Source organism: Chloroflexota bacterium (genome assembly GCA_020850535.1).
In the GTDB taxonomy this organism is placed as follows: domain Bacteria; phylum Chloroflexota; class UBA6077; order UBA6077; family JACCZL01; genus JADZEM01.
The window spans coordinates 113,805-135,659 of sequence record JADZEM010000068.1 but is presented as its reverse complement, the minus strand read 5'-3'; the positions used below and the strand labels follow the sequence as shown (position 1 = coordinate 135,659).

Sequence of the window (21,855 nt, the reverse complement as noted above, 5' to 3'; positions counted from 1 at the left end):
CGAGCGGCCGTTGCTGGTCCGACGCCGCTCTGCTAGAATGATGGGGCTACGGGCCTGTGGCGCAGCGGGAGCGCGCTTCCTTGGCATGGAAGAGGTCAGGGGTTCGATTCCCCTCAGGTCCACCAGACGCCGTTTTGGAGGGTCCCACAGGGCCCTTTTTCTTCGAGTGGGCACCTGAAGCGTCGCGCTGAGCGGTCGCGCTGGTTCGTCAGTTTTGGAAGCGGCACGGTCCCGGCCCCGCTTCCCTGGATCCGTTGTCTGAGCGAGTTTCGCCCTGGGGTTGCCTGGCAGGCAATATCCACCGAAGGGCGGACCTGCGAGGATGAAAGGATCACGACGACGGACCTGGGCCGACATGGATCACGACGATGCCCTCCTCCGGGAGCAGGTTGTCCGCCTCTCGCGCGTCGACGAGCGCGGCCCCATCCCCGAGTTCCTGGCCAAGAAGGACGCCGAGCAGGCGAAGCAGACCTGCGATGGCTATCGGTACGCGCTCCAGCGCTTCCTGGCCTTCGTCGGCGAGGAGGCGACGGTCGGCGACGTGACCGAGGCGACCGGCCATCGGTTCCTCCGCTACCTGCGCGAGGAGGGGCTGTCCGAGAACACCATCGCGACCTACCTCCGGTGTCTGAAGGCGTTCACGCGCTGGATGCACAAGAAGGGCTGGACCGAGCGCGACCGCTTCGCCGATGTCAAGCAGCCACCGTTCGTCCGCCCGAAGTTTGACACGCTCACACCGGTCGAGAAGCAGGCGATCCTCACCGCGCTCAACCCCGACACGTTCCTCGGCGCGCGCAACCTGGCCATCCTGTGCGTGTTCCTCGACACCGGGATTCGGCGGGAGGAGCTGGTCCACCTCCAGGAGGCGCGGGTCCGTCTGGCCGAGGGCTACATCGAGGTGTACAGCCAGAAGACGAACGAGTGGCGCGTCATCCCGCTCTCGAGCGAGGCGGTCGCGGTCTGCCGGAACTACCTGAAGTGGCGCGACCGCTTCATGGCGAGGCCGGTCCGTCGTCGCGCGGACGCGCGTGATGCGAATCGGCGCCTCAAGCAGGCCCGGAGCCGGACGGCGGACACGTTCTTCTGTACCTGGCTCGGCGGTCCGCTGAGCGAGAGCTCCGTCGGCTGGATGGTGCGTCGCCTGCGGGCGAGGCTGGCGGAGGCCGGGGTGAACCTCCGGATCCACCCGCACCTGTTCCGCCACAATTTCCTGACCGAGAAGGCGCTCGACGGCGAGAACCCGTCGATGGTCCGTCGCTGGGCGGGGCACCGCAAGTACGAGATGACCGACTACTACTTCGGCCTGGCCGAGGCGAAGCTCGCCGCGATCAAGCCGAAGCAGTCCACCCTGGCGGGGCTGCAGATCCTGCGGAAGAAGACCGGGCGGGCCGGGAAGACGGCCCCGGAAGCCACGTCAGGCAGATCCCCGGGCTGACCCCGCGCCAGGTCCTATCGGTGGGGTGCGGCCGTATACTGAGCACATGCTGGATGCAGACGACCCCTATCTCGCCAAGGCTGCGGAGAGCCTGGCCGGGGCTGAGAGTGAGCTCGCGAATGCGCGGTACAACAATTCCGTGAGTCGCTCGTACTATTCCTGCTTCCAGGCTGCGATTCACGCCCTGGTGCTGAACGGCGTTCGGCCGCGCGGCACACTGGATCAGTGGGGCCACGACTTCGTGCAGGCGCAGTTCGTGGGCCTGCTCGTCAATCGGCGCAAGCTGTACCCGGCCGATCTGCGACAGACTCTCTTCCGCAATCTCAGCCTACGTCACGAGGCCGACTATGGCCGCGGGACGGTGACCCAGATCGAAGCGTTGCGGGCATTGCGGCGATCGCGACAGTTCGGCAACGCAGTCCTTGGAAGGAATGTGAGCGGATCATGACCGCCGAACGCATGACCGGAGGTGGGCTTCGGCTGGAGCCGGTGATTGCCGAGCTCCAGCAGAAGGTGACCGGGCGCTATCCGGAGGCGCGGTTCGAGGTCTTCGAGGGTGAGGATCCGCGCGGGACCTACCTGCGGGCGATCATCGATATTGAGGACACCGACGAAGTCGTGGACCTGGTCGTCGACCCCCTGCTCGACCTGCAGGTCGAGCAGCGGCTGCCCCTGTACTTCGTCGCCAGCCGCTCGCCTGAGCGGCACCAGGATCAGCCACGTTCGGGGGTCGAGGCCGGGCCGGCGGCTGCTGGGCCAGAGCCCCTGCCCTGAAACTGGCCGCCCTCGTTCGTCCGCTCCCTCAGCGCACCAGCGGGGCGTAGCCCGCCGACAGCAGCAGCTCGTCCATCTCCTCCATCGACAGCTGCATGGCGAGCCCGAGGCGGATCACGGTGTCCCGGCTCGGCTGGCGCCGCTGGCCGTCCGCGACACGACGCGGATTGAGCGGGTCGCACGGGAGGTGGACCAGGCGCGACACGTAGCTGACGTCGAGCCACGAGCGCCGCGCCAGCTGGGACAGCGACAGGCCGGATTGGCGCAGGTGGCGCGTGAGGCAGCCGGAGAACGACTCGTCCGCCGGGCCACCGGCATCGTCGCGAGCATCGAGGGAGCGCGTCAGATTTCGCGTACCGACCATGGTTCGCCCCGAGCTTACGGCGCGGCTACGAGCCGCGGCACAGCCGACAGGCCGCATGATGGGGACACCGACCCATTCGTCCACCGGGACGCCGCGGGGACCCATCCGGTGCACGGGATGGGGCGCAGACTCGCCGGATGAGTGAGCGTCCGGTCCCAATCGGCCAGGTGGGCGACGCGCCGGTGGTGCTCGCTCGTCGGCGAGCCAGCCTCTTGCCCCACTTCCACCAGCAGTGGAATCCGGCGGGTGGTCCCCCACGCGTCGCGCGTTCTCAGCCGCTCAACCCACGAGGTGACGCAGCGTGCGACGGGCCGGTGCGCGTGCGAACGATCGACTGACATCGGGTCCTCCAGGGCTCGCTAAGACCCAGCCTACCCCCACCGTCTCCCGGCTCGGTCTCCGGCTCCACCGGGGCATCCGAGAGCACGGCGCGTGACCGGTGGACGCCGTGAACCACGGCAAACCGTGCCAACGGGCGGGGGTGCCGCCGGCAGGTTCGCCCGGCCAGGCCGTGCCGAGTGCCCGCCACCCACGACACGGCGTGGTACGCTGGCGGGGAGCGGGTAACCGAGGATGGCCGATCGGCAGCTGCGGGTCGTGAACGTCACCCGCGGCGTCGTGCTCGCGGAGCGTGCTGCCCTCGCCGACTCGTTCGTGACGCGGGCCCGGGGACTGCTCGGCCGGTCTGAACTTGCCCCCGGCGAAGGCCTGGTCATCCGACCGTGCAACGCGGTCCACACCGTCGGGATGATGTTCCCGATCGACGTGGTCCATCTGGACGGCACCGCGCGGGTGCTGCGGGTCGTCCCCGACCTGCGCCCCTGGCGTTTCGGGGCGCTCGTCCCGGGCTCACGGGTCGTCGTCGAACTACCGGCCGGGACCGTCGCGGCGACCGGCACGATGCCGGGTGACGAGATCGAGCTGCAGCCCTACGCTCCCGGTGGGGCGTAGTTGTCCTCGCCGTCGCCCTCGAGTGGCTCGGCGGCGAATGTCGCACCCAGTGACAACACCGCCTGAGTCTCGGTCCCGCCCGGCAGGCCGGGAGTCCGTCCTGCCGGGCAGTCCCTCCTCAGCGGCGCCGGCGCCCGCGCCTGAGCATGGTGAGTCCCGCGGCCAGCGTGGCCGTGCCCCCGCCGACCAGGCCGTAGGCCAGCTCGAGCGGCATCCCGCCGGCCCGCGGGGCGGTGGTCGGCGCCGGCGTGGGCGGGACAGCGGGCGCCGGCCGGGTGGCGGTGGGAAGTGGCGCCGTCGGAGTCACCGCCGGGGCCGGCGGTTGGGGTGCGGTGACCGCCGGGGGCGTGGCTGGGGCGGGCGGCGCAACCGGGACCGATGTCACAGTCGCCGGGAGCGGGGTTGGAGTCGGCGGGAGTGGTGTCGGCGTGGCCGGAACGGCCGGCGCGGGGGTCACCGGTACCTGCGCGCTGGCGGAACCAGCCGGCCCGGACACCGCCCACAGCCCGGCCGTGAGCGCGAGCCACAGCGCAACCGCCTGAATTATCGCGCGCCCTGGCGGCTGCGTCGGCCGTAATCCCATCGTGCCAGTGTTTCGCATGCCGCCTCTCCTCCGACCGACTCAGCGATGGCGTTTCGAGCTCGTCAGCTTCCACGGCGCGCCGACCTCGGCGCGCTCGAAGGTCGCCGAGAGCCGGATGTCCTCGGTCCGCGAGAACGGCCCGATCGGGGCCCCGGTCGCCGGGTCGACGTAGCGGGCCCGCGTCGACGAGATGACGTAGACCACCCCGCGGAGCGGCCCGACCTCGACGAACATCACGTCGTCCGCCAGCCGCGCCTCGAGCTCGACCGCCCGGCCCTGTTCTCGGAGCCCCGCGACCTCGGCCCGCCGGCGCTCGAGCTCCGGCCCGGCCAGTACCCCGTCGAGAGCGTCCTCGTCGAGGGTCCGCAGCGCCCGGGCGACCGTCGCGGCCTGGTACTGGTAGGCCGTGGCAAGCTCAGCCTCGAGTGGGTCTCCGCGCCCCCGGCGGACGACCGGCGGCGGCAGACGCTCCGGGAGCACGATCGCGGGCTGGACTTCGACCGGCGGGCGCAGGCGCTCGACCGCCAAGGCCACCCCGCCCAGCAGCCCGAAGGCCACCAGCAGGAGTGCCAGGGCCACCGCCCAGTCGGGCCAGGCCGGGCGCGAGCCGACGGTGGCCACCCACCCCGGTCTTCGGCCGCGTACGCCATCAGCGTGCATCGCTCGCCCCTCCCATCGGGAAGGTCTCCGCACCGCTCGCTCCGGCCATGATAGCAGCCGTGCCCGGGCGCCATCGACGCAAGGCTCCGGTCGGCATCCATGCCCAGAACCGTCCGCGCACGATGGCGCGATGCCCGGTGGTGCCACCAATTACACCCGTGCATCGCTGCCCATCAACGGGCTGCCCGCGACCGGGGGAGGCCAGCTCCGTCGGGTCGAATCCCACGGATCGCGCCAGATCCGCCCCAGCGGTCCGGCCGGGTTGTCCGCACTGGGCGCGAGCTGATCCTCGCTGGTGAGCAGGAGCGGCAACCGGAGCGGACGGCCGACCGCCGCGGCCCGCGCGGCCCTGGCGAAGGCCTCCTCGTGTTCGGGGGTGGTGGCGACGACCAGGACGGTCGGGAACGCTCGGTGCTCGCGGGCCCAGCGCCCGCCCTCCAGGCGGGCGTAGTAACCCGTGAGCTTGCGAAGTCGCGCGCGCCGACTCGTCGTGCCGCGGTCGTACTCCAGGTAGAACGGGTGGGCTGCGCCGCCGCCGTGGGCCACACCGGCGCCATCGGGGCGCAGTCGCCCGCGCCGCGCGGCCGCCTCGCCCTCCGACTGGACCAGCATGGCCGGCAGTGGCGCTGTGGCCAACGTCCGCGCCAGGCGGACCAGGACGGCCGTCGCCCCGAGCGTGTGCTCCGGGTGCTCGAGCAGCATCCGCCGCGCCCGACGCCCACCCGGCCCGTCCCCGACGAGCCCGAGGTGGCGCGCTCCCGCCGCCGGCGTCAGGCCGTGACCGGCCGCGGCGAGGGCCAGGCCGGCCCGGGTCAGCTCGATCCGCCCGGCCGTCGGCCCGCCGACCGCTTCGGGCGCCGTGGCGACCAGGCCGCGCGCCCGGAGCACCGTGCAGACCTGTCGCGTCCGCTCCTCGCTCCGGCCGAGGAGCACGGCCGCCTCGTCCGGCGCCACGAACGGGTGGTGCCCGAGCAGCTCGAGCAGAAGCCGCTCGGCTGGGCGCAGCCCGAGCGCCAGGCGCCCGACCCGAGCTCCGACCGGCGCGGACGCGGGGACCGCGTCCGGACCCTCGCGGACGGGGCGGTATGGCCGGGCGGCAGACGCCCGTCGAGGCGCTGGCCGGAACCGTGCCGCCTCGAGCACCGGCGGGTCCCCCTGAGCCGCGGCAACCAGCCAGTCGAGCGTCGGCAGCGGTCGCGTTGGCGAGGTCACCAGCCCCCTCACACCGACCCGAGCGAGCACGGTTCGGCAGGCGTCCGCCCGCGCCTCGGTCGCGGCGGCGACGACGAGCGCCGGGGCACCCAGCTCGGCAACTCGCGTCAGCGACGGGACCCAATCCGCCGGGGCGAGCGCCGGGTCGTCCGGGAGCAGGAGCCAGCCGCCGGCGTGGTGGTCGCCACCATCCCAGGCCAGGGCCACGAAGGCGGGCAGCGTGACCGCGACCGGCGCCCGGGTCGGTCGAGTGAGGAGCCGACGCCAGGGCCGTTCCCAGGCGAGGAGTTCAGGCCGCCCGGGACCGGCCCGAGCCACCTGCTCGAGCAGGCGATAGGTCGCGAGCAGGTGCGGCAGTTGGGCCACCGCCCGCGCCAGGGCCTCACTGCCGAGCCCGAGCCGCGCGGCCAGCTCGACGGGGTCAGCATCGAGGTCGAGTGCCAGCACGGCCAGGCCGAGGTCGGTGAGGTGGCGGAGGCGCCGGGAGCGGTGGCGGCCGAGGCTGGCGGTCAACGTCGCGACCAGGTCGCGGTCCACCAGTACGTGCAGCGCGGCGTCGGTGCCGTCCCGGGCCGCCCGTCCTCGAAGCGCCGTCAGCAGCTCGGAGGGCGCGAGCGGCAGCCGGCCGAGCAGGTGCAGGACCTCGCGCTCGGCCGGCCGCAGCGCAGCCCTTACGGCATGGGCGTCGGCCCGGTGCGGGCGGCTCACGCGGGTCCCTTGGCGACGCTGCCGGCGGGACCGGGCGCGGCTTGGGGCGTGGGGCCGGACGTCGCGTCGGCCAGGCCGCCCAGCGGCAACTGGCGCCCGCCGGAGTCCGCGCGCTCGGGCGGGCGACCGCCCTTCCGTCCCTTGCCGCCCCGGGAGCGGTACTCGTTGCGGGCCGGTGGGGCCGGGCGGCGCTCCCGCGCTTCCGTCCCGCTCGCCTCGTCCTCCAGCCCGACGAGCTGCCGCCCGGCGAGCGCGATCCGCGCCAGCGCCGCGCGGATCGCGCCGTCGACCTCGGCGGCCGGCCGTCCCCAGCGCCGGGCCGATGCCTCGGCCAGGGCGTCGGCCAGCACCTCGTCCGGCGCGGGCGGCGGGTCGAGCTGCACCGAGAACGCCGGCGGCCGCCCGTCGTCGGCGGACAGGCGGGCGTAGCAGCGGTACGGCCCGAGCCCGACCAGGTCCTGCTCGTCCACCCCCTCGCCCAGCTCGCGGACGAGATACCGAGCGTCCTCGGCCGAGCAGTGGAAGGCGAACAGGCCGTCCAGGTTCTCGAAGAGCGCCCGCCGCAGGGCCCGGTCGTGCTTGCGGTCGAGCGCGTCGAGCTGGCCAAATCCCTGGATCGCGAGACACAGGCTGGCGCCGTGCTTGGCCCGCTGGGCCAGGATCGGCTCGTACTGGGCGCCCGGCAGGGCGTGGAACTCGTCGACGATGATCGCGGCCGGGCGCCGCCGGGCCGGGGGCAGGGCGGCCTGCTCGCCAATCGCCAGGGCAAACAGGTTGACCAGCGTCGCGCAGACCAGCGCGGTCGTGTCCTCGCCGACGCCGCCGGCCCCTTGGGCCCCGTCGACCAGCACAATCGCCCCGTCGCGGATCCAGGCGGACGGGTGGATCGTCGAGGCCGGCTGGCCGACGATCGCGCGGGCCACCTCGTCGCCGGCGTAGCGCTGGATCTTGGTCAGGACCGGGTTGGCGATCTCGAGGCGCAAGCGGGCGTCGAGGGGAGCGTAGTAGGTCTCCCACCAGGCGCGCACGACCGGGTCGTCGACCGACTTGAGCACCTGCTGGCGGAACTTCACGTCGACCAGCAGGGCCGGCACGTCGAGGATCGTGTGCTGGCGGGACCGCCCGTCCGGGCCGGTCGCGCAGAGCGCCCGGTTCGCGTCGTAGAGGGTGAGCAGCGCGTGGCGGAAGGCATCCTCCATGCGCGGTCCCCAGTAAGCCGCGAACTCGTAGCGGAAGACGCCGAGCGCGTTGGCGACCGCCTTGTTACGGCGCCCGAAGAGCGCCACGTCGAGCAGGTTCAGCCCGAACGGGCGGTCGTCGCGGGCCAGGTCCAGGTAGACGACGGCGTCACGGCGGGCGGGCGGGACCAGCCCGAGCGCCGCCCGGGCCAGGTCGCGGTGCGGGTCCACCAGCAGCAGCGCGCGGTGGCCGGCCGGGACCGGGGCGGCCATCAGGTGGGCGGCCAGGCGGCCGAGTAGGGCCGACTTGCCGCGGCGGGTCTTGGCCACCAGCAGCAGGTGTCGCCCGAGCAGCTCGTCGGCGACACGGACCTCGACCGCCTCGCCCTGGTGGGCGCTGACGCCGATCCGGCAGCCGCGGGCAACCAGGATGGGGAGCGGCAGGCGAGCCCGGGCGGTTGTCCGCTCGACCAGCGGCACGTCGCTCGCCGCCTGGGGCAGGTGCCAGAGGCCGGCCAGCTCGCGGGCGTTCAAGAGCGCACGCGCCCCCGTTGGGGGCAGGTGGTCCGGCCGCCACAACGGCGGCGCAGCTCCCTCCGGCGCTCGCAGCGCGACCGGCGCGAAGCGGTTGCCGAGCGGCAGGTCGTAGCGGTGGTAGGCACCGACCAGCCCCGCGAGCCAGCCCTCGAGCTCGGCCGGACCGGTCGCGGCCGGCCCGAACACGGCCAGGCGGAGCTGGACCCAGAACGCCGGGTGGGCCAGCTTCTCGGCGACCAGCCGGCGGTCGTAGAGGCGCTCGCGGTGGAGCCGGCGCCAGGCGAGCGCCGCCCCGAACGCCGTCGTCGGCAGGGCGGCGGCGGCGAGCCCCAGCTCGAGCCAGCGGCCGGCCTCGAGCCAGGCCTGCACCTGCCAGGCGGCGAGTCCCAGCGCCAGCAGGGCCACCAGGCCGCCGACCTGGGCATCGGACGTCCCGGTCGGCCGGTCGGCCTGGCGGCGGGCGCGCTCGGGCTCGAGCGGGTCCTCGACGGCGAGGCGCAGGTACGGCCGCGCCCAGTCGGGCGGGGCCGGGCGGCAGACGAGCTGGGTGAGCGCCCGCCACCCCGGTGTGAGCCCGCCGAGCGCGCCGACAATCCCCAAGACCGGGTCGGCCTGAGCGGCCCGCTCGGCGTCGATGTCGGCGTCCCGGAACGTCTTGAGTGGCTGGTAGGGCGGCTCGGCCAGGACCAGCGCGCGGGCGCAGACCCGCTCGTCGGCGGACGGTCGGGCCGGGTCGAGGTCCGGGTAGCGATCGAAGTCGAGCGGCCGCAGCTCGGCCTGGGGGTAGGCGGTCCGCAGCCGCTCGCGGAGCCGCTCCCGCATCCCCTTCGAGCCGGCCCGGGCCAGGAACCGCCGCTCGCCGCCGTGGGCCGCGATCTCCAGGCTGAACGGCTCTGATACGGCGAGCGAGGCGAACAGCTGCTCGGCGGCCGCGATGCCGGCCGCGTTCGTGCGGGGCGAGACGACCTCGAGTAGCTCCGGCCTTGGATCGGGGCGGCGTCCGGTCATCGCTCCGTCCCGGCTCAGCGAGGTAAGGGCACGGCGCGCGCCCGCAGCCGGAACGCGACCGGCCGGACGGCACGGCCGGCGTCGGCGTCGTCGACCAGGGCTGCGGCCGAGGGTGGCAGGACGGCGGAGAGCCAGGGTCCGCCGGCTGGCCGCAGCAGCACCTCGCGCACCCCGACCCCGACGTCCGCGTAGCCGAGCCGGGCGAGCGCTGCCGCCAGCGGGCCGCCGCGCGGATCGGCCGCCGCGGCCGCGATGTCGGCGAGGGTCACCCGGACGACAATCTCGACGGCCGCGTCTGCCGGCCCGCCACAGCTCGCCAGTGCCGCCTCAGGCATACGTGCCCTCCGCCCCGTTCATGCGGCGTGCGCGCCGCGCCGCCTTCGCGCGGATGATCTGCGCCAGGGCGACGTACTCGCCGAGGACCGTTTCGAGGGAGGTCCGGCAGCAGCGTCGCCAGGGCCGCCCGACCAGCGCCTCGGCGAAGGCGACGACCTCCCGCTCGTCCCAGCCGAGGCGTTTCCCGGCCCGGAGGACCGCCGCGCGAAGGTCAACGTGCCGGGAGACGGCCGCTCGTCGTCCCCTGCCGACGCAACGGTGCGCCGCCGCCCGTCTCATGGCTGGCCTCCCTGGCCGACGCTGCCCGACCGGTCCCCGGGCCGGGCAGCGTGTTCGGCCTCACCGCCTACGTCGTCACCGTCGCCGATACCCCGCCCCGGCCCCTGGAACGCGGCGGTCGCGGATGGCGCTGCTTCCCGGGCGGCAGTCTGGCGACGGGCCTCGGCAAGCAGGCGGAAGAACTCGGCCCGCCCGGCCCGTCCCAGGTCGTTGAGATCGCGACCGGGCGGCAGGGTCAGCGGGCGGAACCGCGCGCCGAGCAGCCTGGCGAAGCGCTCGGCGCCCTCGGCGCCGCCCCGGTCGCCGTCGAAAGCGCCCCAGACGACCCGTGCCCGGGCCAGGAAGCCGAGCTTGTCGGGCGGGAGGGCCGTGCCGCACGGGCTCCAGGCCGCCAGTCCCCAGCTGAGGGCGGTCAGCCAGTCGAACACGCCCTCGGCACAGACGACCTCGACCCGCCCGGCCGCTCGCTCCTGGCCGAGGACCGGTCGCTCGCCCGGCAGTGCCAGGTACGGCGGGGCGTCGCTGGGCAGGGCGTCCGGCACGGCGCGCCCGATCAGCCAGATCACCTGTCCGCCGCGGATCTCGGGGACGACCAGCCGCCCGGCCAGCAGCTCGCGCGGTGCCCGGCCGCTGTCCGCGCGTTCCGGTCGCCCGAGCAGCCCGAGCTCCTGGGCCACCTGCAGCCCGCCGCGGCGGCGGAGGTAGCCGTCGAGCGTGCGCCCGTCGGCGTAGCCGAGCCCGCACTGGCGGGCGACCCAGTCCGGGATCCCCCGCGCGCGGAGGTACGCCCGCGCCCGCTCGTCGCGCCAGAGCAGGTGGCGGTAGACCGTGGCCGCCACGTTCATCACCACCTGCTGCTCGAGCGTCAGGCGGTCCCAGTGGCGCCGCTCGCGCGACGGTGGGGCCCCGGGCGAGGGTCGGACAACGGCGGGGTGGCCGGGCGGCACCGCGCGACCGGCCAGGCGGGCACACGCCTCGGCAAACGGGAGCCCATCGCGGCGCATGACCCAGTCGACGACGTCGCCGCCGACCCCGCACCGGTAGCACCACCAGCGACCGGCGGATGGGTAGACGTGCAGGTTCGGGCGCCCGCCGTCGGCGTGGAAGGGGCAGCGACCGACCAGCGCCTCGCCGACCCGCCCGAGCTCGACGCCGGCCGCGGCGACGAGGTCGGCGATCGGATGGCCGGCCTTGAGTACCGCCAGGTCGTGGCGGCCGGAGCGTGCCGTGATGGTCCCGTTCACCTGCCCACCTCCCGCTCGCTCCGGAGCCGCCGGTCGAGCTCTTCGTCGTCCTCCTCGCGTCGCCTACGCTCTTCCTCCTCGGCGTCTTCCTCGTGCCGGCGCCGTTCGTCCTCCGCCAGCAGCGCCCGCCAGTCGTCGCCATCCCCGGCCACGTCGTCACCGGCGCTGGTCGAGCCAGAGCGGCCATCGGAACTGCGCGCACGGTCGCCGAGTGACCGACTCGCAGCGTGTACGTCGTCGTCGGCGCGTCCGCCACGGCCCCCCACTGCCCAGCCGACCTCGACGTCCGCGCGCCGATCGCCGTCCAAACGGAGGCCGGGCCCGTCGCGCCGGCCGGTGTCCTCCTTGCGGGCGCGACGGTCGGCGTCCTCGTCGGCCCGCCGCAGGGCAGCGGCGTCCTCGGCGGCGAACGACCGTCCTCGCACGACGTCCTCCGCTCGCACCGCCCGACGCTGCTCCCCCCTCGCCGCCTTACCCGCCTCCTCCTCGGCGACGAGGCGCTCGGCCAGCTCGCGGCTGTCCGAAGGCCGTCGGACGCTCGGCACGTCGGCCGCGCGGCGCCGGGCCTCGGCGCCGGGGCGCAGGGCCGGTTCGTCATCAGGCGCTCCCTCTCGCGTCGGGGGCGGTCGCCCGCGCTCCGATTCGGGATCCAGGTCGGCCCGGGCGTCGAGAGACGCCCAGTCCCGTTCCAGCTCGTCGTCGGGCGGCCTTGGCCCTCCCTCAACCGCCGGCACCTCGGCTCGCTCCGGTCGCCCGTTGGCGCGGCGCTCGCGCCGGGCCGGGCGGCGTGGGGGATCGCCCACCGCCACCGGGCGGGTGTCGCGACCGGGCTCGGGGCTCGCGCCCGGAGCGACGGCCGGCTCGGTGGCGGCGCGTTCGGCCCGCGCCCGTTCCCGCGCGGCCCGCTCGCGGTCGGCGATCTCCTTCGGGGCCGTCGTCGCCAAGGTGTGCTCGGCCGGGCTGGCCTTGATCTCGATCGCCACCCGCGAGTCGCGGGCGAAGAGCAGCCCCTGCCCCTTGGCCGCCCCCAGCAGGAGCCCCCGCTCGTCCTCGGCCAGCCCGAACGCCCGCACGACCGGCCCGATCGTCGAGGCGTCTTGCTTCATCAGCAGCTTGATCGCGGCGTTCGTCAGCACCTTGCGGCCGTGCTCGGATTCGAGGAAGTCGGCCACGTCCTGGGTGAGCGTGACCAGTCCCAGGTAGTACTTGCGGGCCCGGCGGGCCATGCTCTCGAGGAACTGGCCGCCGGCCTCGTACTGCATCAGCGTCCAGGCCTCGTCGACGACCAGCAGCCGCGGCTTCTTCTCGCGGCGGACCAGCGTCCAGACGAAGTTGGCGATCAGGTGGATCCCGATCGGGCGCAGCTCCTCCTCTAGCGCCTGGACGTTGAAGACGACGAAGCGCCGGTCGAGCGCGACGTTGGTGGGCCCGCCGAAGAGACCCGCCAGCGACCCCTCGACGTAGCGCCGCAGCCGGTCGGCCAGGTCCTCGGCGTCGCGGTCGTCCTCGGCCAGCGCGTCGAGCTCGCCGAGCAGGTCGCGCATCAGCGGCGGGGGCCGATCGTGGGTGGCCGGATCGGCGACGATCCCCCGGGCCGCGTAGGCCAGGTAGACGGCCCGATCCAGGACCGCCCGCTCGCGCGGACCGAGCGGGCGGCCGGGGGCTGCCAGCATCACCTCGAGCAGCCCGAGCACGGCCGCGACCTGCTCGGCGAGCGGGTCGCGGCCCTCGTCGGCGGTCGGGTCGGGCGGCGGCAGGTCGAAGGGGTTCAGCTTGTGCGGGCTCGACGAGGCCAGCCGCAGGTACTGGCCGTCGACCGCCTCGCAGACGGCGCGGTACTCGTCCTCGGGGTCGATGACGAGGAAGTCGACCCCGCGCTGCAGGAAGCGCAGCGCCTTGACCTTGGTCGCGTAGCTCTTGCCGGCGCCCGACTTGGCGAAGACCACCTCGTTGGCGTTGAGCAGGGAGGCGTCGAACGGGTCGAAGATGACCGGCGAGTTGTTGGTGGTCGCGATGCCGTAGAGCACCCCCTGCTCCATGCTCAGCGTCGTCGAGGCGAACGGGAAGGTCGTCGCGAGCGACGAGGTGTCGAGGTTGCGGTAGATCGGCAGCGTCCCCCGCCCCTCCGGCAGGCACGCTCGGAACGCCAGGTCCTGCTCGAACAGGGCGCCCCGCGACTGGGCCATCATCCCGTCCAGCTCGACCTCGACCCGCCGGGTCAGCTCGTCGAGGGTCTGGAGGCTCGGCGCCCGCAGCAGGAGGTAGAGCGCGACCGAGAAGACCCGCTCCTCGCCCCGCTGGAGCCGGTCGCGCAGCGTCTCGGCGTCCTCGAAGGCGACCTCGCGTTCCGGATCGCCGAGCCGCCCGGACCGGGCGTCGACCAGCCGCGACGACTGGAACTGGACCAGCTTGTAGCCGAGCTGGCGGATGATCTGGCCCGAGTCGAGTGGCTCGACGTGGATCGCGAGCTCGAGCGGCTCCTGGAAGTCGATCAGGCGGGTGAGCCAGCCCGGCTCGACGGTGCGCGGGAAGTTCGTGACCAGGATCCCCCGGACGTACTGCCGCTCCAGGCGCACGTGGTCGTCGCGGACGACGAAGGCGGCCGGGGCGACGAGATCGGCGAGCGTCCGGGCTCCGAGCGCGAAGCGACGCTCGTCCGGGCCGAGCGGTGCCGGGGCCCCGCGCCGGCCGACCGGCAAGAACGGCAGCCGGACGCCACGGCCGTCGCCAGTGTCCGGCTCGGCCGGTCCCGAGGTCGGCGCGGGGTCGACGGTGCGTTCCCGGGCGGCTCCAGCCGGCCCGGCGTCGGCGACCGGCCTGTCGGTGCGGACGACCAGGTGGGTGTACTCCGAGAGGTGCCGCTTCAGCCGCTGGGTCCGGGCCAGCTCCGGCGACCAGCAGGCGTGCCAGAGCTGGGCCAGCTCCGCGTCGCCGAGGCGGTGGACCGCGAGGCCGCAGCGCTCGAGCCCCGCCCGGACCTGGTCGCAGCGGACCGCCAGCCGCCGCCGGTCGGCGAGGGCCGCGTCGCCGCGCTCCCGCCGGCGGCCGAACGGCCAGAGCCCGCCCACCGGACCGGCGCCCCGCGCATCAGCCGGGACGACGACGTAGAAGCGGCGCTCGAGCAGCGTCTTGTCGCGGGCCAGGCGGTGGACGAAGTCGACGTGGTCGCGGGCCAGGGCAGAGAGCGCCCGGTTCGGCTCGCGCAGGGCGACGCGCCTGAGGTCCTCGAAGTAGCGGCGGAGGTCAGTCGGCTGGACCCGGACCAGGATTTGGACTGGGAAGGTCAGCCCGTTGAGGAAGGCGGCGAAGCCGGCGACCAGGACCTCCTGCTGCTGCTCGCCGCGCAGGCCGAAGTCGACCCCGGAGACTTCGAGCACGGCGACCGAGCGCCCGCCGGCCAGATGGGCGACGCAATCCTCGACCCCCTCCAGGCGGACCAGCGCCGCCTGGGCCGAGGCCGGCCCGCGGGTGGGGCGCGTGCGGCTCATCGCGGGCCTCCCGTTCCGCGCTCCCGGGCCGTCCAGGCGGCCCGCGGGGCGAGCTCCGCCCAGTCCGCGCCGGCCGGCCGCCAGTCGGTCGGGTCCGGCTCGGCCGGCCGCCAGAGCACCAGCTTCGGCATGGCCCAGTAGTGCGCCAGCGCGAACGCCCACTCCTCGAGCCCGCGCCCGAGCGGCCGGACGAAGGCCAGTCCGGCCGAGGTCAGGGCGACCGCGGCGACCAGGCCGTAGAGGAGCGGCGCGGGCCAGTCCGGGGCGCCGCTCCAGATGCCGTAGGCGGCGGACGCGCCGGCGAGCAGGACGGTGAACTGCCGGACCGAGAGGCCGAGCAGCAGCTTGTCCTCGACGTTCAGGTGGGTCGGGACCTCGTGTCGGCGTGCCATGGTTGCCTCCCCTCAGCCGCCACCGGCCCCGAGGGCCTGACCGACGGCGCCGGCGACGGCCCGGGCGAGGATGACGATCGCCAACCCGAACAAGGCGTTCACCATCGCCTGCTTGCCGCCCTCCATCTGGCGCGGCGAGCCGCCGGCCGCCATGTACTGGAAGGCGCCCCACATCAGGAAGAAGGCGGCGACGACGACGCCGACCGTGAAGCCGATGTTGAGCAGGTTCGTGAAGAGCTGGGTGATGCCCGACCGGACGTCGGTCGGCTGCAGCAGGAGCGCCACCTGGACGATCTCGCGGCTCATGCTCCGCCTCCTGGGCTCGTGATCTGGTCTGGCTGGCCCGGGCCGCCCCGCCTCGCCGGGCCGTTGGGTCGTGCTCGCGCGGGGCGCCCACCCCCGCTCGTCGTGCCCTTTGGGCGCCGTTCCCTCGCTCCTCCCACCACGCCGCCCGTCAGGCCACGAGGCGGATGCCCCGCCCGCTCCAGGACGGCACGAACGTCGAGCGGGCGATGAACGTCAGCCGCGTGCCGGCCGAGTCGACCACCCGGACCCCGTCGTCGCCGACGCCGGTCACCACCAGCCAGTGGCCCTCGGGGAAGGTCGCGTTGGTGATGTCGACGAGGACCGGCTGGCCGGCAGAGGTCGCGGCCCGCAGGTGCTCGTAGCCGATCACGTCGTCGGCGGCCTGGAAGCCGAGCGCACGGGCCGCCCCGACCAGGGCCGGGCGGCTCACCAGCCCGAGGCGGGTCGTGATCGCGCCCGGCATCAGCCGCATCGTGTCGGCGATCCGGACGGGCCGGCCGAAGCCGCGCGCGACCGCGGTCAGGCTGGCCGCCGAGCAGGTACTCGCGGCCCAGACGCCGACCGGGTACTGCGCGTCGTACTCGGCCGGGTCGCCCTGGCCGACCCGCGGGACCGCGGCGAGCGCGCCGGGTGGGGCCGGCAGGCCGGGCAGCCCGGGCCCGAGCGCCCCGGCCGGGGGCAGCTCGGCCGTGTATGCCCGGGCCTGCTCGAGGACCTGGGCGACGTACCAGTCGGCGTGGTTGTAGGCCCAGAGGGCCCCGCGCAGATCGCCCGGCGCGCCGCTCGCGCAGAGGTAGCGGGCGGCGGCCGGGATCGCATCCCGGTAGTCCCAGGGGTCGCGGTCGCCGTCGCCATCGCCGTCGACCCCGTAGGCCGCCCAGGTGGCCGGCATGAACTGCATGTAGCCGATCGCCCCGGCGCTCGAGGGGCCCATGTTCCGCCCGAAGCCGGACTCGATGCGGGCGATCGCCGCCAGCACCTGCCAGGGCAGGCCCGGGCACCAGCGGGCCGGCGTCGCCTCCATGACGGCGCGGTGGGCCGGCGGGATCTCCCCGGCCACCGGCGAGCCGTCGCGGACCCAGTGCTCGACCGGTGGGGGGCCGCCGTTCGGTGGGCCGGCGAGCAGGACCTGGAGGGCGAACGTCCCGGCCAGGACGCCGGCCCCGACCGGCACGACCAGCAGCAGGGCCGGGCCGAGCAGGAGGGCCAGGGCGAGTGATGCCCCGCGCCCGAGGGTGATGGAGAGGAGGGTCGCGCGCAGGTCGTCCATCGCGGCGCCCCCTACGGTCGGCCCGCGCCGGATGCGGCGACCGGGCGCGGCGCCGCGGCCACCGCGCCGCCCGTCCGGCCGCCACCCGAGCCTCCGCCACCGCCCCCGAGCGCGGCGCCCACGGCGCGGCCCGCGCCCCCACGGCCGACGAGGATGGCGACCGTGCGCAGCGAGGGGCCGCCGGCTGAGGCGTGGAAGAGGCCCGGCATCTTCATCGCCAGCAGGACGCTCGCGATCCCGATCGTCACGGAGAGCAGTGGCGGGCCGCCGGCCTGCTCGCCCGCGACGCCCATGCCGGTCGCGAGGGCCGCCCCGACGGCGAGCGCCGCGACCTGGCCGACCTGGGAGAAGACGGTCCCGAAGAAGAGCACGAACCAGAGCTGGGCCCAGCGCTGGGTCTGGGGCAGGAGCCAGCAGGCAACGCCGACCGGCGCCAGGACCAAGAGCACGCACACCAGCGCCAGCCGCGCGACCTGGTGGATCAAGAGCAGCAGGACGACCACGAAGTAGACGACGAGCAGCGCGCCGAGCGCGATCAGGTAGCCGACCCCGAGGGCCGGGTCCACGACCGGGGCGCTATCCCAGCCGGGCAGGAACCGCGGGTCGAGCGCGGCGCAGATGGCGTTATTGAGGCGGATCGCCCCCTCGGTCCAGGCGGTCGCCGTGTTGACCAGGACCGCGCCGACCACGAAGCGCGGTAGGATCTCGGCGGCGGTGTGGTAGGGGATGCCGGTCGAGGCGCCGATCATCACGCCGAACCCGCCCCCGACCAGGAGCAGCGCCAGCAGGGCGTTGCCGACGGCGACGGTGATCGCCTGGAAGTCGCGGACCGGTTGGAGCCCGTAGCTCGCGGCCGGGGGCGTGCGGAACAGGTAGTTGTTGCGGGGGTCGGCCAGCAGCCCGGCGATGAGCTGGCGCATGCCCTCGACGACCTTGCCGATGAGGTACGCCACGGCGTCCGCGACCTTCTGGACGATGAACTCGCCGACGATCGGGAAGCCGGTCCAGGACGTCAGGAACGGATCCGGGCCGGTCGTGCCGCCGACGATCCGGATCGGGTCGTCGCCCGGGTCGGCGTTGTCGTTGCGGGCCGAGCGGTTGTCGTTGTCCGGCTGCGCCAGGGCGACCGGCGGGGCTCCGAGCGCGGCGGTCGCCAGGATCAAGAGCATGACGAGGAGCAGGGGTCGGGTCGCGCGGGGTCGGCTCATCGGGCACCTCCCCGGAAGTCGAGCAGCCAGTGGTCGACCCGCCCGCCGGCTCGGGCTGCGACCAGGGCCCGCCGGGCGACGGGATCCCAGCGGGCGGCGACGGCACCGCTCGTCCGCAGCGGCAGCTCGACCAGCTCGCGGACGCGGCCGTCCGGCTCGATCGCCCGCAGCCCGAGCGGCCCACCCGATCCCTTCGGGCGCGCCAGCGTCACCAGCTGGCCGTCCGGCCGCCAGGCCGGGGCGAGTCCCTCGGCCGCGCCAAGCCGGGTCGGGCGGGGCCGGTCGGCGGCCGCCGCGAACAGGCCCGGCCCGCGCGGGCTGAAGAGCCAGCCGCCGGTCGCGGCGTCCTTGTCCTGGGCGGCGTAGACCATGTAGGCCCCGTCCGGCGACCAGGCCAGCGGCGGGAACGGCAGCGGGTCGTCGCCGCCGAGGTCGGCGAGATACCGGGGCGCCCCGGCCCCGTCGGTCGCGACGATGCAGAGGGCGACGCCGGCGTCGGTGCGGGCCAGGAAGGCCAGCCGCGCGCCGTCCGGCGACCAGCTGTACGACCCGGCGACGACCTCGCTCGGCAGCTCGGCCAGCTCCGTCACCCGACCATCGGGGTCGAGCAAGAGCAGGCGGCTCCGCAGGCCGGCCGAGGGACGCCCCCGGACGATGGCCAGCAGTCGGTCGCCGCGCGGGTCCCAGGCCAGGTCGACCAGGCGGTCGGCGTCGCCGGTCGGCGGCGCCGGGGGCAGGGCGAAGATCGTCCGCGCCGGGCCGCCTGGCGGGGCGACGGTGACCTCGGCCAGCCGCGCGTCGGTCCCGGGAGCGCCCCCGGCGGTCGGGGCGAGGTAGGCGACGGTCGCGCCGTCCGGGGCGATCGTCAAGCCGGGCTGGGCCTCGGCCGGGCCGACTCGACGCAGTCCGCCGTCGCCGTCGAGCAGCCAGGCCAGTCGCTCGCCGTTCGGTGGCAGCGTCGCCACGAGCGCGACCTCGCCGTCGGGCAGGAAATCGGCGGCGACGATTGAGGCGCCCGGCACGAGCGGCCGAAGCGGCTGGAGGAGCGGCTCGCGGGGCCACAGGTCGGCGCGCAGCTCCGCGGCCCCGCTCGGGGTCAGCGCGACGCGGTACTCGCCATCGGCGTAGCCGGGTGCACGGATCGTTACGCGGTGTTCGCCGGGCGGGAGCAGGAGCTCGACCGGGGCGGCTCCGCCGCCGACGCCATCGACCTCAACCGTTGCACCGGGCGGGTCGCTGGTCAGTGCCAGCCGCGCAGCGTCGGGCCCGAGCCCGTTCGGGGCGAGGTACGCCCAGGAGGCGGCGCCCCCGCCGAGCACGATGACGGCGGAGCCGGCGGCCAGCAGGGCCCGGCGTCGGCCGAAACGTCGGCTGCGACCGGCGAAGGCAGGGATGGAGAACGTAGCCTCGAACGGAAGTTGGGGCATGGCAGCCTCCCGCGGTGTCTGAAGGACAGCCTACGAGCGGGGGCTCCCGGTGCGGTCTCGCGGACGGCCGGGGGCAGCGAGGGGGCCGGGGCACGGGTAGCGAGATTCGCTGCGGAGCAGACGAGGCGCTGCAGAAGGGGGCACTGATGAGGGCTTGATCATCGAGGCCGCGATTTGGCCGTGGCATGGATGACACCTAAGCCCTCGCGACACAGACGGGCAGGCTGGGTGCACAGAAGCCTAAACGGCTGGCTGCAGCTAACCCGCCGGGAGCACGCTCTGCCTCCCGGTAGTCGGGTGACTGAACTCGCCCGCTGACGAAGTCAGACCGGTGTTCCGACGAGCTATGCGTCCCCGGCGGGGGAGGAACGCCAGGGGCGATGCTCCCGGCGCCCCCCTCCGGTCAATGGGAGCGCGGGACTTGGCTCGTGAGCGAGCCTCTCATCTCGGGCGAAGCGCTGTCTCCCGGCCTATTCAGTGCTGCTCCGAACCAGCTCCACCAACTCATCGATCTCATCGGGCGTGGCGTAAGGCACCTGGGCGTAGATCAGCGACGACACCCCCTCCAGCTTCGCCAGCAGATGTCCCTTGCCCAGCAGCCGCTCGGCTCCCTTGTCCCCGAGGGCGATCTCGGACGTCCCCTCGGAGTCGACGCGCAGGATGAGACGGTTGCCCAGATTAGCGCGGAGCTGCATTGGCATCACGTTCACTTCCGGCCGCTGGGCAGCGAAGACCAGATGAATGCCAGCCGCGCGTGCCTTGACCCCGAGCCGCTGAACAGCTGAAGCGACCTCGTGCTTGTACTCTTCGGTGAGCATCCATTCGGCGAACTCGTCGTGGATCAGCCACAGCGTCGGCAGCCGATCTTCCGGCATCGCACGCTGGTTGTAGTGCCGCAAGTTGGTTGCTCGCGCACGGCGCATGCGAACGTAGCGCGCGTCCATCTCGTCGACGAGCGCTCGGATGCGGTCGAGCGCGTCCTCTTGTCGGTCGATGATCCCGCCGTCCAGGTGCGGCAGCTCCTCAAAGGCGAAGTAGTCGACGCCCTGCTTCGGATCCACGAGCGTGATGCGCGCTTGGTCCGGGCGGTTGGTGGCGGCGATGCTGAGGATGATGTTCTGCATCAGAACGGACTTGCCGCTGCCCGTCGAGCCCGCAATCAGCGAGTGCGGCGCATGGAGGTCGCCCGGCGAGAGCACGAGCAACTCGCCGTCGTCCTCGCGGACGCCGATGAGCAGGGTTTCGTTCCCGTCCCGCCAGTCGGGAGTCCACTGCTGCCATAGGGACCGCAGAGATACGATCTCACGGCGCGGGCGGGCGATCGAAAGGGACACGACCCCGGGCTCCGGCTGCACGCCGATCAAGTTGAGGCCGTAGGTCGTCAGGAACTCCGACCGGCGGCGCAGCACCTGATCGACGGTCAGGTTGGCGCTGCCCCGGAACTTGAGCAGGGCAGCATTGGGCGTCAGAACGCTCCGCAGCAGCTTCGCCTGCAACTGGAACTGGTGGAGCGCGGTCCGAGCTGTGTGCTCGACCTGGCGTAACCAGGCACGGTCCTCGTCGCTCTCGCCCATCCGAGGCGCGGCAGACGCCACCCAGCGCGCGACGCCCGGGAACAGCGACCGCTCGTCCTGCCCGTCGGCGCTGCCCGTGTAGGACTTCGTCTCGGCCTCAACGGCCGGAGCTGCGGCATCCGGTCGCGGCTCCTCGTGCACGTCGCTCGCGCCGGCGGTGGGCACGGCCACACCTGCCGCACCGTCTGCCGCGGGCTGGGCACTGGGCGCCGACGGCGGCGTAGGCTGCGGACCATCACCGCCGTCGAGTGGTATGTCCCCGGCCGCACCGGCGCCGCCCGATCCGGCATCGCTCGGACCCGGCGTTGGGTCCGCGAACCGATCTGGCGCACCGCTCCCGTCCCACTCATCGCCCTCTAGGTTGCGTCGGATCCGCGTGGGATCTTCGCCGCGTAGGTAGCTGAGCACGAGCTCCCGGACGTGGTTGCGGCCGAAGACCTCTTGGTAGGCGTCGAACGGCGCGTCGTTCGCCTCGGGCAGCCGCGCGCGTGCCGAGCAGTCGGACGCGTCCAACGGACCGGAGACGAACACGTGCGAGTACCCGCGCAGCTCGATGGCGCACCGGCCCTCCCGCAGCGCCCGTCGCCACGCCGGGAGGTCCAGCGCCGCGCCGACCGGGAAGATCACGCCGTCGACCAGGAGGTCGGACAGGCGCCCCAGCCACACGTCGCGATCCAGGCGGGCCGGGGACTCTATGACGGCGCCTGAAACGCGGCGCAGCGTGTCGCGCAGCTGCTTCTGGGACTCCTTGCGCTTGGCTGCGAGGTTCGCGGCATCGATGTACTTCGCCTCGGTCACGACCGTGAGCAGCTTCATGGAGCCGTCAGGCGCTGTCCGCGGACTGAGGGCGAGCAGGTCGGCGATGTGCTCCTCCTGCTGGCCCAGCCAGTCGGCGTAGTCGTCGAGGAAGTACCACCCCGC

The 21,855-nt window shown here is 74.1% G+C and carries 18 protein-coding genes and 1 tRNA gene; 5 read left to right on the top strand and 14 right to left on the bottom strand.

Going from position 1 to position 21,855, the window contains the following annotated elements:
* Window positions 1-50: 50 nt before the first annotated feature.
* From IT306_10570 to IT306_10555, 4 genes are all read left to right on the top strand, one after another.
* A tRNA-Ala gene (locus tag IT306_10570) sits at window positions 51-125 on the top strand.
* Between the two features lie 230 nt (window positions 126-355).
* Complete coding sequence (locus IT306_10565; protein MCC7368857.1) at window positions 356-1,435, top strand: tyrosine-type recombinase/integrase; 1,080 nt, start codon at window positions 356-358, stop codon at window positions 1,433-1,435.
* A 46-nt stretch (window positions 1,436-1,481) separates the two neighbouring features.
* The gene (locus IT306_10560) at window positions 1,482-1,883 is read left to right on the top strand and encodes a HEPN domain-containing protein (GenBank protein MCC7368856.1); all 402 of its coding nucleotides are present in this window, start codon (window positions 1,482-1,484) and stop codon (window positions 1,881-1,883) included.
* Window positions 1,880-2,209 carry a hypothetical protein gene (locus tag IT306_10555; GenBank protein MCC7368855.1) on the top strand — a complete coding sequence of 110 codons (330 nt, stop codon included), beginning with the start codon at window positions 1,880-1,882 and terminating at the stop codon, window positions 2,207-2,209. Before IT306_10560 ends, IT306_10555 begins: the two co-directional genes overlap by 4 nt.
* Window positions 2,210-2,237: 28 nt before the next feature.
* Here the strand turns inward: IT306_10555 and IT306_10550 are convergent, their stop codons facing one another.
* Entirely contained in the window at window positions 2,238-2,657 is a 420-nt protein-coding gene (locus IT306_10550) for a helix-turn-helix transcriptional regulator (protein MCC7368854.1), read from the bottom strand.
* 489 nt (window positions 2,658-3,146) lie between these two features.
* Here IT306_10550 and IT306_10545 point away from each other — a divergent pair, with 489 nt between their 5' ends.
* Window positions 3,147-3,524, top strand: a complete 378-nt coding sequence (locus tag IT306_10545; protein ID MCC7368853.1) for a DUF192 domain-containing protein — start codon at window positions 3,147-3,149, stop codon at window positions 3,522-3,524.
* Between the two features lie 622 nt (window positions 3,525-4,146).
* Here the strand turns inward: IT306_10545 and IT306_10540 are convergent.
* The 13 genes from IT306_10540 to IT306_10480 form a co-directional block, all read right to left on the bottom strand.
* Entirely contained in the window at window positions 4,147-4,767 is a 621-nt protein-coding gene (locus IT306_10540; protein MCC7368852.1) for a hypothetical protein, read from the bottom strand.
* 150 nt (window positions 4,768-4,917) lie between these two features.
* On the bottom strand, window positions 4,918-6,687 hold the full coding sequence (locus IT306_10535) for a replication-relaxation family protein (GenBank protein ID MCC7368851.1): 1,770 nt from the start codon (window positions 6,685-6,687) through the stop codon (window positions 4,918-4,920).
* Window positions 6,684-9,410 (bottom strand): hypothetical protein, encoded by a 2,727-nt coding sequence (locus tag IT306_10530; protein MCC7368850.1) that lies wholly within the window; start codon window positions 9,408-9,410, stop codon window positions 6,684-6,686. Before IT306_10530 ends, IT306_10535 begins: the two co-directional genes overlap by 4 nt.
* Before the next feature lie 14 nt (window positions 9,411-9,424).
* Window positions 9,425-9,745: a hypothetical protein gene (locus tag IT306_10525; protein MCC7368849.1), complete on the bottom strand. Its 321-nt coding sequence runs from the start codon at window positions 9,743-9,745 to the stop codon at window positions 9,425-9,427.
* Window positions 9,738-10,025 (bottom strand): hypothetical protein, encoded by a 288-nt coding sequence (locus IT306_10520; GenBank protein MCC7368848.1) that lies wholly within the window; start codon window positions 10,023-10,025, stop codon window positions 9,738-9,740. The genes IT306_10525 and IT306_10520 overlap by 8 nt, the downstream gene beginning before the upstream one ends.
* Window positions 10,022-11,269, bottom strand: coding sequence for a toprim domain-containing protein (locus tag IT306_10515; GenBank protein MCC7368847.1), 1,248 nt, complete (start codon window positions 11,267-11,269; stop codon window positions 10,022-10,024). Before IT306_10515 ends, IT306_10520 begins: the two co-directional genes overlap by 4 nt.
* Window positions 11,266-14,757: an ATP-binding protein gene (locus IT306_10510; protein ID MCC7368846.1), complete on the bottom strand. Its 3,492-nt coding sequence runs from the start codon at window positions 14,755-14,757 to the stop codon at window positions 11,266-11,268. The genes IT306_10515 and IT306_10510 overlap by 4 nt, the downstream gene beginning before the upstream one ends.
* Window positions 14,754-15,149 carry a PrgI family protein gene (locus tag IT306_10505; protein MCC7368845.1) on the bottom strand — a complete coding sequence of 132 codons (396 nt, stop codon included), beginning with the start codon at window positions 15,147-15,149 and terminating at the stop codon, window positions 14,754-14,756. Before IT306_10505 ends, IT306_10510 begins: the two co-directional genes overlap by 4 nt.
* 12 nt (window positions 15,150-15,161) lie before the next feature.
* Entirely contained in the window at window positions 15,162-15,455 is a 294-nt protein-coding gene (locus IT306_10500) for a hypothetical protein (protein ID MCC7368844.1), read from the bottom strand.
* 148 nt (window positions 15,456-15,603) lie between these two features.
* The gene (locus tag IT306_10495; protein ID MCC7368843.1) at window positions 15,604-16,725 is read right to left on the bottom strand and encodes a lytic murein transglycosylase; all 1,122 of its coding nucleotides are present in this window, start codon (window positions 16,723-16,725) and stop codon (window positions 15,604-15,606) included.
* Between the two features lie 11 nt (window positions 16,726-16,736).
* Window positions 16,737-17,933 carry a hypothetical protein gene (locus IT306_10490; protein MCC7368842.1) on the bottom strand — a complete coding sequence of 399 codons (1,197 nt, stop codon included), beginning with the start codon at window positions 17,931-17,933 and terminating at the stop codon, window positions 16,737-16,739.
* Window positions 17,930-19,360: a PEGA domain-containing protein gene (locus IT306_10485; GenBank protein MCC7368841.1), complete on the bottom strand. Its 1,431-nt coding sequence runs from the start codon at window positions 19,358-19,360 to the stop codon at window positions 17,930-17,932. The genes IT306_10490 and IT306_10485 overlap by 4 nt, the downstream gene beginning before the upstream one ends.
* 470 nt (window positions 19,361-19,830) lie before the next feature.
* Window positions 19,831-21,750 (bottom strand): DNA translocase FtsK, encoded by a 1,920-nt coding sequence (locus IT306_10480; protein MCC7368840.1) that lies wholly within the window; start codon window positions 21,748-21,750, stop codon window positions 19,831-19,833.
* Window positions 21,751-21,855: the final 105 nt, after the last annotated feature.

Excerpts from the sequence above, each read along its gene's own strand:
- IT306_10565 (MCC7368857.1), top strand. The coding sequence starts at position 356 with ATGGATCACGACGATGCCCTCCTCCGGGAGCAGGTTGTCCGCCTCTCG.
- IT306_10560 (MCC7368856.1), top strand. The coding sequence starts at position 1,482 with ATGCTGGATGCAGACGACCCCTATCTCGCCAAGGCTGCGGAGAGCCTG.
- IT306_10555 (MCC7368855.1), top strand. The coding sequence starts at position 1,880 with ATGACCGCCGAACGCATGACCGGAGGTGGGCTTCGGCTGGAGCCGGTG.
- IT306_10545 (MCC7368853.1), top strand. The coding sequence starts at position 3,147 with ATGGCCGATCGGCAGCTGCGGGTCGTGAACGTCACCCGCGGCGTCGTG.
- IT306_10540 (MCC7368852.1), bottom strand. The coding sequence starts at position 4,767 with ATGCACGCTGATGGCGTACGCGGCCGAAGACCGGGGTGGGTGGCCACC.
- IT306_10530 (MCC7368850.1), bottom strand. The coding sequence starts at position 9,410 with ATGACCGGACGCCGCCCCGATCCAAGGCCGGAGCTACTCGAGGTCGTC.
- IT306_10525 (MCC7368849.1), bottom strand. The coding sequence starts at position 9,745 with ATGCCTGAGGCGGCACTGGCGAGCTGTGGCGGGCCGGCAGACGCGGCC.
- IT306_10520 (MCC7368848.1), bottom strand. The coding sequence starts at position 10,025 with ATGAGACGGGCGGCGGCGCACCGTTGCGTCGGCAGGGGACGACGAGCG.
- IT306_10510 (MCC7368846.1), bottom strand. The coding sequence starts at position 14,757 with ATGAGCCGCACGCGCCCCACCCGCGGGCCGGCCTCGGCCCAGGCGGCG.
- IT306_10505 (MCC7368845.1), bottom strand. The coding sequence starts at position 15,149 with ATGGCACGCCGACACGAGGTCCCGACCCACCTGAACGTCGAGGACAAG.
- IT306_10500 (MCC7368844.1), bottom strand. The coding sequence starts at position 15,455 with ATGAGCCGCGAGATCGTCCAGGTGGCGCTCCTGCTGCAGCCGACCGAC.
- IT306_10495 (MCC7368843.1), bottom strand. The coding sequence starts at position 16,725 with ATGGACGACCTGCGCGCGACCCTCCTCTCCATCACCCTCGGGCGCGGG.
- IT306_10490 (MCC7368842.1), bottom strand. The coding sequence starts at position 17,933 with ATGAGCCGACCCCGCGCGACCCGACCCCTGCTCCTCGTCATGCTCTTG.
- IT306_10485 (MCC7368841.1), bottom strand. The coding sequence starts at position 19,360 with ATGCCCCAACTTCCGTTCGAGGCTACGTTCTCCATCCCTGCCTTCGCC.
- IT306_10480 (MCC7368840.1), bottom strand. The coding sequence starts at position 21,750 with ATGAAGCTGCTCACGGTCGTGACCGAGGCGAAGTACATCGATGCCGCG.